At 43.7% G+C, this 14,376-nt stretch carries 12 protein-coding genes and 2 tRNA genes; 9 read left to right on the top strand and 5 right to left on the bottom strand.

All coding sequences use genetic code 11. The features are described 5' to 3' along the window. Positions 1–5 precede the first annotated feature (5 nt). The 4 genes from ftsL to H9629_RS08675 form a co-directional block, all read right to left on the bottom strand. Positions 6–272 carry a cell division protein FtsL gene (gene ftsL / locus H9629_RS08690; protein WP_404793807.1) on the bottom strand — a complete coding sequence of 89 codons (267 nt, stop codon included), beginning with the start codon at positions 270–272 and terminating at the stop codon, positions 6–8. 76 nt (positions 273–348) lie between these two features. Further along, on the bottom strand, positions 349–1,260 hold the full coding sequence (rsmH, locus tag H9629_RS08685; RefSeq protein ID WP_191730927.1) for a 16S rRNA (cytosine(1402)-N(4))-methyltransferase RsmH: 912 nt from the start codon (positions 1,258–1,260) through the stop codon (positions 349–351). A gap of 186 nt (positions 1,261–1,446) precedes the next feature. Continuing rightward, the gene (locus H9629_RS08680; protein WP_191730926.1) at positions 1,447–2,466 is read right to left on the bottom strand and encodes a sulfate ABC transporter substrate-binding protein; all 1,020 of its coding nucleotides are present in this window, start codon (positions 2,464–2,466) and stop codon (positions 1,447–1,449) included. 245 nt (positions 2,467–2,711) lie between these two features. Next, on the bottom strand, positions 2,712–3,713 hold the full coding sequence (locus tag H9629_RS08675; protein ID WP_191730940.1) for a sulfate ABC transporter substrate-binding protein: 1,002 nt from the start codon (positions 3,711–3,713) through the stop codon (positions 2,712–2,714). A gap of 394 nt (positions 3,714–4,107) precedes the next feature. Between H9629_RS08675 and H9629_RS08670 the strand changes: the two genes are divergently transcribed. The 5 genes from H9629_RS08670 to H9629_RS08650 all read left to right on the top strand — a co-directional run bounded on the left by H9629_RS08670 (position 4,108) and on the right by H9629_RS08650 (position 6,792). Beyond that, positions 4,108–4,410 (top strand): hypothetical protein, encoded by a 303-nt coding sequence (locus H9629_RS08670; protein ID WP_191730925.1) that lies wholly within the window; start codon positions 4,108–4,110, stop codon positions 4,408–4,410. A 127-nt stretch (positions 4,411–4,537) separates the two neighbouring features. After that, positions 4,538–6,046 carry a glutamate--tRNA ligase gene (gene gltX / locus H9629_RS08665; RefSeq protein ID WP_191730924.1) on the top strand — a complete coding sequence of 503 codons (1,509 nt, stop codon included), beginning with the start codon at positions 4,538–4,540 and terminating at the stop codon, positions 6,044–6,046. Positions 6,047–6,103: 57 nt separating this feature from the next. Further along, a tRNA-Ala gene (locus tag H9629_RS08660) sits at positions 6,104–6,179 on the top strand. A 38-nt stretch (positions 6,180–6,217) separates the two neighbouring features. Then, positions 6,218–6,293 (top strand) — tRNA-Glu (locus H9629_RS08655). A gap of 157 nt (positions 6,294–6,450) precedes the next feature. Continuing rightward, on the top strand, positions 6,451–6,792 hold the full coding sequence (locus tag H9629_RS08650) for a hypothetical protein (RefSeq protein ID WP_064094615.1): 342 nt from the start codon (positions 6,451–6,453) through the stop codon (positions 6,790–6,792). A 76-nt stretch (positions 6,793–6,868) separates the two neighbouring features. On the opposite strand, the gene ettA is transcribed toward H9629_RS08650, so the two are convergent. Further along, the gene (gene ettA / locus H9629_RS08645; RefSeq protein ID WP_064094616.1) at positions 6,869–8,530 is read right to left on the bottom strand and encodes an energy-dependent translational throttle protein EttA; all 1,662 of its coding nucleotides are present in this window, start codon (positions 8,528–8,530) and stop codon (positions 6,869–6,871) included. A 308-nt stretch (positions 8,531–8,838) separates the two neighbouring features. Here ettA and H9629_RS08640 point away from each other — a divergent pair, with 308 nt between their 5' ends. The 4 genes from H9629_RS08640 to H9629_RS08625 all read left to right on the top strand — a co-directional run bounded on the left by H9629_RS08640 (position 8,839) and on the right by H9629_RS08625 (position 13,827). After that, the gene (locus H9629_RS08640) at positions 8,839–10,116 is read left to right on the top strand and encodes an O-acetylhomoserine aminocarboxypropyltransferase/cysteine synthase family protein (RefSeq protein WP_064102368.1); all 1,278 of its coding nucleotides are present in this window, start codon (positions 8,839–8,841) and stop codon (positions 10,114–10,116) included. Positions 10,117–10,412: 296 nt separating this feature from the next. After that, the gene (locus tag H9629_RS08635) at positions 10,413–11,300 is read left to right on the top strand and encodes an SDR family NAD(P)-dependent oxidoreductase (protein ID WP_064094618.1); all 888 of its coding nucleotides are present in this window, start codon (positions 10,413–10,415) and stop codon (positions 11,298–11,300) included. A 226-nt stretch (positions 11,301–11,526) separates the two neighbouring features. Then, positions 11,527–12,309 carry a bifunctional phosphoribosyl-AMP cyclohydrolase/phosphoribosyl-ATP diphosphatase HisIE gene (hisIE, locus tag H9629_RS08630; RefSeq protein ID WP_064102367.1) on the top strand — a complete coding sequence of 261 codons (783 nt, stop codon included), beginning with the start codon at positions 11,527–11,529 and terminating at the stop codon, positions 12,307–12,309. A gap of 15 nt (positions 12,310–12,324) precedes the next feature. Continuing rightward, positions 12,325–13,827, top strand: a complete 1,503-nt coding sequence (locus H9629_RS08625; protein WP_064102425.1) for a UvrD-helicase domain-containing protein — start codon at positions 12,325–12,327, stop codon at positions 13,825–13,827. Positions 13,828–14,376: the final 549 nt, after the last annotated feature.

Here is a 14,376-nt window from a genome sequence, read left to right as displayed (position 1 = left end):
TAGCCTTATTTTTTCTCATCTGAAGTTTGTGGTAAGGAAATCACCACACTCTGTGAAACTGGAGGGGAATACATACGCAACTGTGTCACTGCACGCGTACCGATCTGTGCCGTCGCGCCAAAAGTTTGCTGTTCAATCAGCAAACGGCCCCACTCCGCATTGAGATCATCGCGCTCACGCAGATAAGTACTTAGCTTTCTGTTGTCCTGACGGTATTCAAACACCTGAAATACCACAAATACTGCACTGACAAAGACCATCAGTATCAGCATGAGATAAATTGCAACTTTTTTCAGCCACAATTTTTCTGTTTTTTTATCAACCACTTCCGTTTTCATGATCTGCCTATTAAGCTAAACGTTCTGCTACCCGGAGCCATGCGCTACGTGAACGGGAATTGGCTTTAACCTCCTCCTCACTGGCTTTAACACGAGCAACTTTCTTCAAACGTCGCGTATCTTTCTGTTGTTGTGGCATTCCCCAGCCTGAATCCTCTTCAAGCGTTGACTCTTTTTGAATAAATTGTTTAATCAAGCGGTCTTCCAGTGAATGGAAACTAATCACCGCCAAACGCCCTTGCGGCTTCAAGATTTCTACCGCCTGAGGCAAGAAGATTTCAATATCTTCTAATTCCTTATTAATAGCAATACGAATCGCTTGGAAAGTACGGGTCGCAGCATGCTTGTTTTTTTCCCATTTCGGGTGCGCTACTTTTACGATCTCGGCCAGCTTGGCCGTGGTATCAATATATCCGGCAGCCTTAATAGCCTTGGCAATACGGCGACTATAACGCTCTTCACCATATTTAAAAATGATATTCGCCAGTGCTTCTTCTTCAATCTGGGTCAGCCATTCTGCTGCCGTTGGACCTTGCGAGTTGTCCATACGCATATCCAGCGGGCCATCTTTCATAAAACTGAAGCCACGTTCAGCCTGATCCAGCTGTGGTGAAGAAACACCCAGATCCGCCATTACCCCATCAACTTGTTCAATACCCAGTTCAGCCAATGCCTCTTTCAGATCAGCAAAGCTGGCATGGATAATTTTAAAACGTGGATCTTCTTGTTCGAGTTCGGCTGCCACCGCCAGTGCCTGTGGATCTTTATCAAAGGCATAAACACGTGCATGTTCATCTAATTTAGACAGCAATAAACGCGTATGTCCGCCCCGGCCAAAGGTTCCATCCACATAAGTTCCCGTATTGCGACCCGCCAACAAGGCATCAATCGTTTCGTGAAGTAATACAGAAATATGTGACATAAAAACTCAATCAGTAGGGGGAAAAATTTAACTGCACATTATCACCCTGTTTGAGCAAAGCTCCAAACGACTTTTTGTAGATAAATATTACTTTCCATAGAGAAAACCGTTTTAGCATTTTCTGCCACAAAAAAAGCCTCCAGTTCAGGAGGCTTTTTTTATCAGCAAGATGACTTCGCAGATCAATTAACGCTTGCTGTTATAAATCTGGTCGAAAATTGCACCATTGGCAAAATGGGTTTTCTGTGCATTGGCCCAACCACCAAAGACCTCATCAATCGTAAAGGTTTTGATTTTCGGGAACTGTGCCGAATATTTGGCCAATACTTTTTCATTACGTGGACGATAGAAATGCTTAGCAGCCATTTCCTGACCCAATGGTGAATACAGGTAATTGATATAACCGGTTGCTAACCATTTATTGCCATTTTTATCTACGGTACGATCCACAATCGCTACTGAGGGTTCAGTCAAAATCGTAATCGATGGATAAACGATATCAAACTTGTCTTTACCCAAGGTTTTTTGCGTGACCAAGGCTTCATTTTCCCAGGTCAGTAATACATCGCCAATACCACGCTCAGCAAAGGTGGTCATTGAAGCCCGTGCAGCAGAATCCATTACTTTGACGTTCTTATAAAGCTTGCCAACAAAATCCTGCGCCTTGGCTTTGTTACCACCCGGCTGTTTCTCGGCATAACCCCATGCAGACAGATACACCCAACGCGGTAAGCCACCGGTTTTCGGGTTCGGGGTAATAATTTGCACCCCTGGCTTGGTCAAATCTTTCCAGTCCTTGATGCCTTTCGGGTTGCCCTTGCGGACCATGAATACGATCGTTGAGGTATAAGGTGCCGAGTTATGAGGAAATTCCTTTTGCCAGCCTGGCTGAATCTGACCAGATTTCACAATTTCTTCAATGTCATTGGCCAGCGCCAAAGTCACCACATCACCTTTCAAACCATCGACCACAGAACGTGCCTGTTTGCCCGAACCGCCATGTGACTGCTTGAAATTCACATCCAGACCAGTCCGGTTTTTCCAGTAAGCGCCGAATGATTTGTTAAATTCGTCGTAGAACTCGCGTGTGGCATCATAAGACACATTCAAAAATTGACGGTCTGCGGCTTGAGCGGCAGTTGCAGTCATGCCTAAACCGACCACCAATAAGGCAGCACTAAATAACGATTTGAGTTGAGTTTTCATAGAAACAGGGAGTTTATCTTCATTGGTTATAACTATATGAAATAAAATCATTTATCGCAATTCACCCGCTGCTGGTGCAACACGATAGAATAAAAGGTTTTTCTTGATTAGTATTTTGTTTTTAAAAGAAAAAGTTAATTATTATTCTACTTATCTCTAATATATAGAATTTTATGCATTAGATATAAAGAAAATGGATAATAACTTGCACCATTTTCTTTATCTCATTCTAAACCGCTGTTTAGCTATCTTTTTTCATTATAAATCTGATCATAAATCGCCCCATTGATAAAATGCGTTTTTTGCGCTCTGGCCCAGCCACCAAAGACTTTATCAATGGTGAAGGTCTGGATGTTCGGGAATTGGGCTGAATATTTGGCAGCGACTTTGGCGTCCCGCGGACGGAAGAAATATTTCGCAGCCAGCTCCTGCCCTTTCGGTGAATATAAATAGTTCAAATAGCCTTTTGCCAGATGGGTCGTGCCATTTTTATTCACGTTTTTATCGACAATTGCCACCGATGGCTCGGCCAGAATTGAAATCGATGGATAGACGATGTCGTACTTGTCTTTACCCAAGCCTTGTGTCGCCAGCAAGGCTTCATTTTCCCAGGATAAAAGCACATCCCCGATACCGCGCTCGGCAAAAGTTGTCAGCGAACCACGCGCACCGGAGTCGAGTACTTTGACATTGCTATAGAGCTTTTTCACCAGCTCTTTGGCCTTAGTATCATTACCGCTAGGTTGTTTCAGTGCATAACCCCAAGCAGACAGGTAGATCCAGCGCGGTGCACCCCCAGTTTTGGGATTTGGGGTAATAATTTCTACGCCCGGTTTGGTCAGATCATTCCAGTCTTTAATTTGCTTTGGATTACCTTTACGTACTAGAAATACGATCGTAGAAGTATAAGGCGCCGAATTGCTCGGAAACTCTTTTTGCCAGCCTTTCTCGATTAAACTCGCTTTGACAATTTCTTCGATATCATTGGCCAATGCCAAGGTCACCACATCGGCCTGCAAACCGTCGACCACTGAACGTGCCTGCTTGCCTGAACCACCATGTGACTGCTTAAAATTAACCGTCTGTCCGGTTTTCTGCTTCCAGAACTTGCCAAATTCTTCGTTATACTCCTGATAAAATTCCCGGGTCGGGTCATAAGACACATTCAGGAAATCTTTGGCGATGGAATTCTGTACTGCTGTTCCTGCTATAATTGTCAAGATTGCTGATGCTATTATTCTTTTCATCATATGTAACTCATTGTTTATATGATCTGCACTATACAAATCAAAAATAAACCTAACAATCATATGCTTATAATAATATTTATAATCTATTTCTGATTTTGAGATATCTCCTAACAATTAAATCCGGATACATATTTCGCCATAAAATTAATCTTCTGCTACAATATAAGACAGTTCTTCACGTTGTCTTCACAGTTTTCTGTTAAAAATAGGCCACTAAAACAGGAAATTACGTTTTTTAGTAATTTTCCACAGAGTTATATAATTTCTTTTGTAAAAAATGTGACTTGGTTCTACTTCTTTATGAACAACTGTGATTAAATTGTAGACAGAGTATTAAAAAAAACATTTTTAACAAAATAAAACCAACCAGAAGTAAGGAGGAAGTTTGGATATGAAATTTAAATTGTTCACAACCAGCATCCTAAGCCTGATTATGTTGTTTTCGATTCAGCTCGGTCATGCCGTGGTTGTGAAGGCAGACTTGCCGAAAACAGTAGTAAGCACCGCTGAAAACAAGTCATCGCCGATTGAAAAAGCGATTCAGCAACAAAAAAGCGAAAAAACGCTCCATACAGAAGATAATTTAAAAGTCTTAACTGCTCTTAAAATTGCACCATCGCAAAATTTCTTGGCAGCACAGAATTATCGTTTTACCCGCTTCGTACAAAGTATTTTTTCGAGCGATCACTCTTAATCAGTACCAAAAGAGCTGAATACGTACAGATTTAAAAGCCACATTACTCAATGTTGAATAAAGCATTAAGTGATGTGGCTTTTTCGCTATAATAGTTACAATTTTATATTCAAGATTAGATCCGGCTATGACTGTTCGTACTCGTATTGCACCTTCTCCTACTGGTTTTCCGCATGTAGGGACTGCCTATATCGCCCTGTTTAACTTATGTTTTGCTAAACAGCACGGTGGTGAATTCATTCTTCGTATCGAAGATACCGACCAACTCCGCTCAACGCCTGAATCTGAGAAAATGATCCTGGATTCATTGCGCTGGTTGGGCTTAAACTGGTCAGAAGGTCCTGATGTAGGTGGTCCACATGCGCCTTACCGTCAGTCCGAACGTATGGATATCTATAAGCAATATGCACTTGAACTGGTAGAAAAAGGACATGCTTTCTACTGTTTCGCAACTGCAGAAGAACTCGATCAGATGCGTTCAGAACAGCAGGCACGTGGTGAAACGCCTCGTTATGACGGTCGCGGTCTACAACTTTCACAAGAAGAAGTTGAGCGCCGTTTGGCCGCTGGCGAACCACATGTGATTCGCATGAAAGTCCCAACTGAAGGCGTATGTAAATTTAATGACATGCTGCGTGGCGAAGTGGAAATTCCATGGGCGCAAGTAGACATGCAGATTCTGCTGAAAACCGATGGCCTCCCAACCTACCACTTAGCAAATGTGGTGGATGACCATTTAATGCAAATCACCCACGTGATTCGTGGTGAAGAATGGATTCCATCTGCACCGAAACATCAGCTTCTTTACCAATATTTCGGCTGGGAAATGCCTGTGCTGTGCCACATGCCACTTTTACGTAACCCGGATAAATCTAAATTATCTAAACGTAAGAACCCAACATCAATCAACTACTACAAAGATATCGGCGTACTGCCTGAAGCCCTGTTGAACTACTTGGGTCGTATGGGTTGGTCAATGCCAGATGAACGTGAAAAATTCACTTTGGCAGAAATGATTGAGCATTTTGATATTAAACGTGTCTCTTTGGGCGGCCCAATCTTTGATGTAGAGAAATTGAACTGGTTAAATGGTCAATGGATCAAGGCACTCAGCCCGGCTGAATTACTTGACACCTTATTGGCCTGGAAAGCAGACCGCGCAAAACTGGAAGAAATTGCAGCTGCGATTCAACCGCGTATTAACCTGCTGTCTGAAGCGGTGAACTGGTCGGCACATTACTTCAACCACCTCCCGACCCTGAGCAAAGAACAGTTTGTAAGCAAAAAACTGTCTGAAGAGCAAGTGCGTCAAAGCCTGCAATTTGCGATCTGGCGTCTGGAAAGTCTGTTCACCTGGAACAATGACACAGTGAGCCAGACCTTGATGGACTTGGCTGCACAAATGGAAATCAAGTTACGTGACTTCATGCCTGCGTTCTTTATTGCCATTGCCGGTTCGACAGCCTCTACCCCAGTCATGCAGACGATGGTCACCATTGGTCCGGATTTAACCTTTGCACGTTTACGTCATGCACTGGAAATTGTCGGCGGCCCGAGCAAAAAAGAGCTAAAAGTCTGGGAAAAGCTCAATGAAAGCTTAAAATTGCCGAAAAATGAAGCAGTTGATCAAGCTTAATTAATTTTTTTATTGACGTGTGAGTATGATATCCCTAATATAGCGCTCACACAGGCTGGGGTCATAGCTCAGTTGGTAGAGCGCTACAATGGCATTGTAGAGGTCAGGAGTTCGATCCTCCTTGACTCCACCAAATCAAGTCTTGCTTTAGCTGTGTAATTTGCCTCAATTGTCCCTATCGTCTAGAGGCCTAGGACATCGCCCTTTCACGGCGGTAACCGGGGTTCGAATCCCCGTAGGGACGCCATATTCAAGATGACCATAATAAATTATGGTCATCTTATAAAAAACCCAAGCATTGCGACTTGGGTTTTTTATTGCCTGTATATTTTATGTTGGGCAATATTTCGGTTTCTTCGCATCTTCCGATAAAATAATCAGTAATTTAGAATTTTGGAGTTGTAATGCAATATCGTTGCCCTAAGTGTCAAAGCCCGAAAATCATGCCGGTGGCCCAGCCAGGTCAAGCAGCTCCACGTCCAGTGGTTCCTAAAAGCCTAATGTTTCTGGTACCCGCCCTGTTCCTGTTGTTATTGCTAGTGATTATTAGCATTGCGATGTGGGTTTTTGGCGATGGTGCAGGTACGACTTTACAGACTGCAACTGTGATCGTTTTTATTCTTTCTTTGATCGCAGGTTTTATGTTCTATAAGGACTTACCTGATTTTAAAATTTCAATGCAGGCATTTATGCAAACACAAAAGAAATGGAAATGCCGTGAATGCAACCATGAATGGGAAGTCTAATTTACCCTTCAGCATGCAATAAGTATAAAAAAAACCAGCCCTGAGGCTGGTTTTTTATTTACAAAATTTAGGGTTATTAAGCACCAATTTTGCGATATTTTTGACGCTTCGTTACTAAGTCATCACCATCACGTTTACGGCGATATGCTTCGAATTCAGCATAGTTACCGGTGAAGAATTCAGGTGTTTCACCTTCGAATGACAAGATATGTGTTGCAATACGATCCAGGAACCAACGGTCATGCGAGATCACCATGACTGTACCCGGGAATACAAGAATTGCATCCTCAAGTGCACGTAAAGTTTCGATATCCAAGTCGTTTGATGGTTCATCCAGCAAGATCACGTTAGCGCCCATTTGCAGGATTTTCGCAAGTTGTAAACGGTTACGCTCACCACCAGACAATTGACCTACGCGTTTTTGCTGATCCTGACCTTTAAAGTTAAAACGACCGATATATGCACGTGATGCGATTTCGTATTCGCCAATCTTCAAGATATCCAAACCACCAGACACTTCTTCCCAGACGGTTTTGTTGTTATCTAAGGTGTCACGGATCTGACCCACATACGCCACTTTCACTGACTCACCCAGCGTTACCGTACCGGTATCAGGTTGCAGTTCGCCCGTCATCATACGGAACAGTGTGGTTTTACCTGCACCGTTTTCACCCACGATACCCACAATTGCGGCAGGTGGTACCGTGAATGTTAAATCTTTGTACAGTAAACGATCACCAAACGATTTGCTGATGCCTTCAACTTCTACAACCTTGTTGCCCAGACGTGGACCAGGTGGAATGTAGATTTCAGAAGTTTCGTTACGCTGCTGGAATTCGCGTGAGTTAAGCTCTTCAAAACGCTCCATACGCGCTTTGTTTTTCTTTTGCTGGCCTTTGGCATTTGAACGAACCCATTCAAGTTCTTTTTTCAACGCCTTAGCAAAAGATTCTTCCTGCTTGTTCTCTTGCTCTAAACGGGCATTTTTCTGCTCAAGCCAAGAAGAATAGTTACCTTGATATGGAATACCCATGCCACGGTCAAGCTCAAGAATCCATTCAGCTACGTTATCCAGGAAGTAACGGTCATGCGTAATGGCTACGATGGTACCCGGGAAGTCTTTCAGGAAACGTTCCAACCAAGCCACAGATGAAGCATCCAAGTGGTTCGTCGGTTCGTCTAGAAGTAACATGTCCGGCTTAGACAGAAGTAAACGGCACAGTGCCACACGACGGCGTTCACCACCTGAAAGCTTAGATACATCTGCATCCCAAGCTGGCAGGTTCAATGCCGCAGCAGCCTGATCCATCTGGTTCGCAAGGTTATGCGCATCCCAGGTCTGGATAATTGCTTCAAGCTTTTCTTGTTCTTTCGCAAGTGCATCGAAATCCGCATCTTCTGCTGCATATTCAGCAAAGACTTCATCCAGACGCGCTAAAGCATCAAGCGGTTCACGTAAACCATCTTCGACATTTCCACGAACGTCTTTGGTTTCATCTAAAGGTGGTTCTTGCTCAAGATAACCGATTTTAATACCCGGCTGTGCACGCGCTTCACCAGAGAAATCTTTATCTACGCCCGCCATAATACGAAGCAAGGTAGATTTACCTGCACCGTTTAAACCAAGCACACCAATTTTAGCGCCTGGGAAAAATGATAAGGAGATGTCTTTCAGGATTTCGCGCTTAGGCGGAACCATCTTCGACACTCGGTTCATCGTGTAAATATATTGGGCCACGTAGGACTCCTCAACTGAAAAACCAAATAGGGTTAGAACAACGACCCCAGCTCAAAAATGAGCGAAAAAATAATCGGCTATTATACGCAGAAAGCAGCAAAAACATAAGCCATTGCCATGAACTTGCATGCATTGTTACAAGTTTATTGCTGATGTTTTTTTAAACAACCATTTTCAGTAAAATAACCGGATTAAATCCAGACTGGTATATGAATATTTCATATATTCATTTCAATAAAATTGCACTTTTACTTATATGTAAAAATGCTACACTCAAGCCATAAGCTTAAACAAGAAGATCAAACAGAATGAGTTATAAAGCAGAAACTTTAGCGATTCACGCAGGCTATACCCCCGAAGCAACCACTAAAGCAGTGGCTGTACCAATTTATCAAACCACATCTTATGCCTTTGACAATACACAACATGGGGCCGATTTGTTTGATTTAAAGGTACAGGGAAATATCTATACCCGGATTATGAACCCGACCACTGCAGTACTTGAACAACGTGTAGCAGCGCTTGAGGGTGGAATTGGTGCACTGGCTTTGGCCTCTGGCATGGCTGCGATTACCTATGCAATTCAGACCATTGCTGAAGCTGGGGACAATATTGCTTCGGTATCGACGCTTTACGGAGGTACCTATAATCTTTTTGCGCACACCCTGCCCAAACAAGGTATTGAAGTCCGTTTCTTTGATTATGAAAAACCGGAAAGTCTGCATGACCTGATTGATGAAAAAACCAAACTGGTTTTTGTGGAATCAATTGGTAACCCACTGGGTAATATTATTGATCTGGAAGAAATCTCTAAAATTGCGCACGAATATGGCGTGCCGGTCATTGTCGACAATACTGTTGCCACCCCAGTACTTCAAAAATCTTTCGATTTCGGTGCAGATATTATCGTGCATTCCCTGACCAAATATATCGGTGGTCATGGCAATTCCATTGGCGGCATCATTGTGGATAGCGGCAAATTCCCGTGGGGTAAATATCCTGAACGCTTCCCTGCCCTCAATACACCAGATCCAAGTTACCACGGCGTGAACTATGTTGAAGTTTTGGGGGAAGCAGCATATATCGCACGTGCGCGTGTAGTGCCGCTGCGTAATACCGGCGCTGCGATTAGTCCACAAAATGTGTTTCTGATTCTGCAAGGTCTGGAAACCTTAAGCCTGCGAATGGAACGTCATACCGAAAACGCACTGAAAGTCGCTGAATATCTGCAAAAACATCCTAAAGTGAAATGGGTCAATTACGCTGGCCTGAAAGATCATCCACAGCATGCCTTGGCACAGAAATATGTGAAAGGTAAACCGTCTGCCATTCTGACTTTCGGAGTACAGCATGGCCTTGAAGGGGGCACACGTTTTATTGATGCCCTGCAACTGTTCACCCGTCTGGTCAATATCGGTGATGCCAAAAGTCTGGCCTGTCATCCTGCCACCACCACCCATCGTCAGCTGAATGCTGAAGAACTGAAATCTGCCGGTGTCAGTGAAGATATGGTACGACTTTCCATTGGAATTGAGCATATTGACGACCTGATTGCCGATCTGGAACAGGCATTGGCCGCCGTTTAAAGCAGTGCTTAGAACTGACCCGAAACCTCATCATTTCTGATGAGGTTTTTTATTTATTTTCTAAAACAGCCACTTGCTTTGCTTTTTATTTTCATGATAAAAGTTAAATGAAATAGCGAACACAAATAGAGCAATTACTCTAATTTTTATTTTAATTTCAATAATTTAATGTATAGATTTTCCTGAAGAATTAGTTATCATATCCATACTCACCTTCGCTCTCGTCTTCTGTTAGAGCGCCATAGACCTTTAATAAAAATAATTTGAACGCAGACTTCAAATTAGGGATAACAAACGTGAAAACTAGACTACTCAAACAACTGGAAAAGTGTGTTGCAGGTAAAACCGTGCTGATTACTGGTGCATCCAGCGGTATTGGCCTAACCACAGCACATCAATTGGCCGATGCAGGTGCCCATGTTTTACTGGTAGCCCGTACTCAAGAAACCCTAGAACAAGTAAAATCAGAAATTGAAGCAAAAGGCGGTAAAGCCTCGATATTTCCATGTGATTTAAACAATATGGAAGCGATTGACGAAGTCTCCAAGCAGATCATTGCTTCAGTCGACCATATTGATATCCTGATTAATAATGCGGGTCGTTCGATTCGCCGTGCCGTACATGAATCGGTAGATCGTTTCCATGATTTCGAACGTACCATGCAGCTGAATTATTTTGGTGCGGTGCGTCTGGTCATGAATATCCTGCCACAAATGATGATTCGCCGCGCGGGTCATATCATCAATATCAGTTCAATTGGCGTGTTGGCCAATGCGACCCGCTTTTCAGCCTATGTAGCATCAAAAGCTGCGCTGGATGCCTTTAGCCGCTGCCTGTCTGCTGAAGTACATGCGCATAAAATTGCAATCACCTCGGTTTATATGCCTTTAGTGCGTACCCCGATGATTGCACCGACCAAAATCTATAAATATGTTCCAACGCTTTCTCCAGAACAGGCAGCCGACCTGATTGCCTATGCAATCATGAAGCGCCCGAAGAAAGTCGCGACCGGTTTGGGCCGTCTGGCATCCATTACCTATTCCATTGCGCCAGATATCAACAATGTCTTGATGTCCATTGGTTTCAACCTGTTCCCAAGTTCAAGTGCATCTGTGGGCCAACCACAAAAATTGAACTTGGTGCAGAAAGCATATGCGCGTCTGTTCCCGGGCGAACACTGGTAATTTTTCATACGGATAATTGAATCGCAATACGAGCCGCCAACTAGGCGGCTTTTCTCTGTCTCATTTTTGCAAGATCTGAAATAAAGTGGACGGATTTAAAAAACCACGACACAGCCTGTCCTGATCAACACAGATTTTTGCCGCAAATGCTGCGAGATCACGTACACTATCAGCGGATATTTCCTATCCGTATTTTTATATTTTGATTGAAATGATGGAAACCCTTATGAACAATGTGCAATGGCTCGATGAAGTAAAATTTAACGAACAAGGATTAGTCCCTGCCATTGCCCAGCATCATCAAACTGGACGTGTGTTGATGGTGGCCTGGATGAACCGTGAAGCATTGGCTTTAACTGCCGAAAAAAATCAGGCAGTGTATTTCTCCCGTTCACGCAACAAATTATGGCATAAGGGTGAAGAATCAGGACATTTTCAAACTGTACATGAAATCCGTCTGGACTGTGATGCCGACGTGATTGTGCTGCAAATTGAACAGCATGGTGGCATTGCCTGCCATACTGGCCGTGAATCATGCTTCTATCGCAAGCTCACGCCAAATGGCTGGGAAACTGTCGATGCACAGCTGAAAGACCCGTCTGCAATTTATGGCGAAAAATCTACGAATCCGCATACGCTGGCGATGGAAGCATCAACCGCCCAATCTGAACAGGTCGAAGTCTTGTCTTATCTGGGACAAATGATGGCAGAACGCAAACAGGCCAATCCAGATTCCTCTTATGTAGCCAAGCTCTACCATAAAGGCCTGAACAAGATTCTGGAAAAAGTGGGTGAAGAAAGCTTTGAAACTGTGCTGGCAGCCAAAGACTTTGATCAGGATGCTTCGGCAGACCATAAAAATGATCTGATCTATGAAGTGGCAGATCTTTGGTTCCATACCATCGTCATGCTCGGTTATTTCGACCTAGATGTGCAATTGGTATTAAATGAACTGGCACGTCGCCAAGGCTTGTCTGGTCTGGTTGAAAAAGCCAACCGTCAGCATTAAGCCTTGAATTCATCTGTGTCTGATTTAAAAAAACCGACCGCGACCTATGAGCAGGCGACTGCTATTGATAACGCACGTCTGGGCAAATCCTTTAAGGTGATTGCCTATGCAGGTACAGGTAAAACGACTACCCTGCAAATGATCAGTGATGCCATGCCGCAAAGACGTGGCATGTATCTGGCCTTTAACAAAGCCATTGCCAGTGAAGCGCAGGCCAAGTTCCACCGGGGTGTGGATTGCCGGACTTTTCACTCGCTGGCATTTCGCAGTGTTCCACGTGGAGTGACCGACAAGCTGCGTCTGCCACGCTTGAGTCCGAGTTTTATTGCCAAAGAGTACCGGCTTGAACCGATGACCATGCGCCGCATGATGGGCGGACGCTATGAGAAATATGTCTTGATGCCATCAAGACTGGCAAGCTTGGTCGCCAATGCGGTCGGCTATTTCTGTTCGACCAGTTCGCAGTATCCTGCCCCGCGGCATATTCAGGCGCCAAGCTGGCTACATCCGGATGATATCGAGACCTTGCAGCAGAAGCTTTATCCGGCAGTCGAACGGCGCTGGCTAGAGTCGATTGATCCAAATCATCAGGCCGGCATTGGTCATGACATTTACCTGAAACTCTGGGCACTGTCTGAGCCGAATATTCCGGCCGATTATGTGCTATTCGATGAAGCTCAGGATGCCGATCCCTTAATGCTGGGAATTCTACTGAAACAGCGCAGCACCCAAGTGATTTATGTTGGAGATGCGCATCAGCAGATCTATGCCTGGCGCGGTGCAGTCAATGCCATGCAGCAACTGCCTCTGCCTGAATCACGTCTGACCACCTCATTTCGTTTTGGTCCTGAAATTGCCCTGAATGCCAATGCCATTTTAGGTGCCCTCAATGAGACTGTGCCTTTGCTGGGCAATCCGTTGTTAGATTCTAAAGTCGTGAATAAACCGCATACCAAAATGCGTGATGCAATTTTATGTCGGACCAATGCCCGGGCCATGGAATTGCTACTGGCCGGACTGGTACGCGGTGACAAAGTCAGCCTGCAGGCCGATCATGTCAAACTGAATCGCTTTGTCGATGCGGCTGCTATACTAAAACAGGGCAAGCGTGTGGTTGATGTGCCGGAACTGGCCTGGTTTAACTCCTGGCATGATGTCCATGAATACTGTGAAACCAATGAAGGCAGTGACATCAAGCCACTGGTCAAACTGGTGGACGAGCATGGCACCGATCCGCTGAAAAAAGCCCTGGCTAAAATTACCCCGATTGCCCAGGCTGACTATATTATTTCCACGGCGCACAAAGCCAAAGGTCTGGAGTGGGATCGGGTTCATATTGAAGATGACTATCAATTCAAGCTGAATGAAAAAGACCATAAAATTAGTGATGAAGAATTAAGATTACTTTATGTGGCCTGTACCCGTGCCAAAGTGAGTTTAAATATTCATCACATTTATGACCTGATTCAGCAACTGAAAATCAAAATGCCGCAGTCACTCCGCCAGGCAGCCGGTTAAGATACAAATATAGATGTGAACAACATGGGACTAAAGTAACGTCCATCAAAGTACTTTATTCATGATAATTACTCTGTTTAGCAAAAATAGCCAGGCCATTTTCCACTCTGCCCAAGCTCATGAAACAGATTTAGGTAGGTATCTGGTAGCCATTAGAAAATGTTTATATAGATAAAGCTCCCCAAAAGCTCAAAAACAACCAAGTACATTTTAGGGACCTGATATAGAGAGGCTTGAAAAGAAAAATATCGAGTCAGGCAGTTTCCCCAGCATAAGAAACCCTGTTTTTATTTATATTTACAATCAATGGCTGAGATCTAATCTTAATTTTCGGTCACTTCTGGATGATCTGTTTAAGCATCCCTCTGCTGTTAAAACCAAGCTCACGTATAATTTATAAGTTCCACATAAAAACGTTGATGTTGTTGTTATCCTGTAATATGATCGGATTTATTTGCGAATTTCATTGTAAAATCGGAATTTGCTATCGTTCATAAGTTGCGCAATACAACTGTTTTATATTCTTTTTGAATATTCTTTTGGCTTTCA

Origin of the sequence: Acinetobacter pecorum (genome assembly GCF_014837015.1) — a bacterium.
GTDB lineage: Bacteria > Pseudomonadota > Gammaproteobacteria > Pseudomonadales > Moraxellaceae > Acinetobacter > Acinetobacter pecorum.
This window is presented reverse-complemented; position numbering and strand designations above follow the sequence as displayed.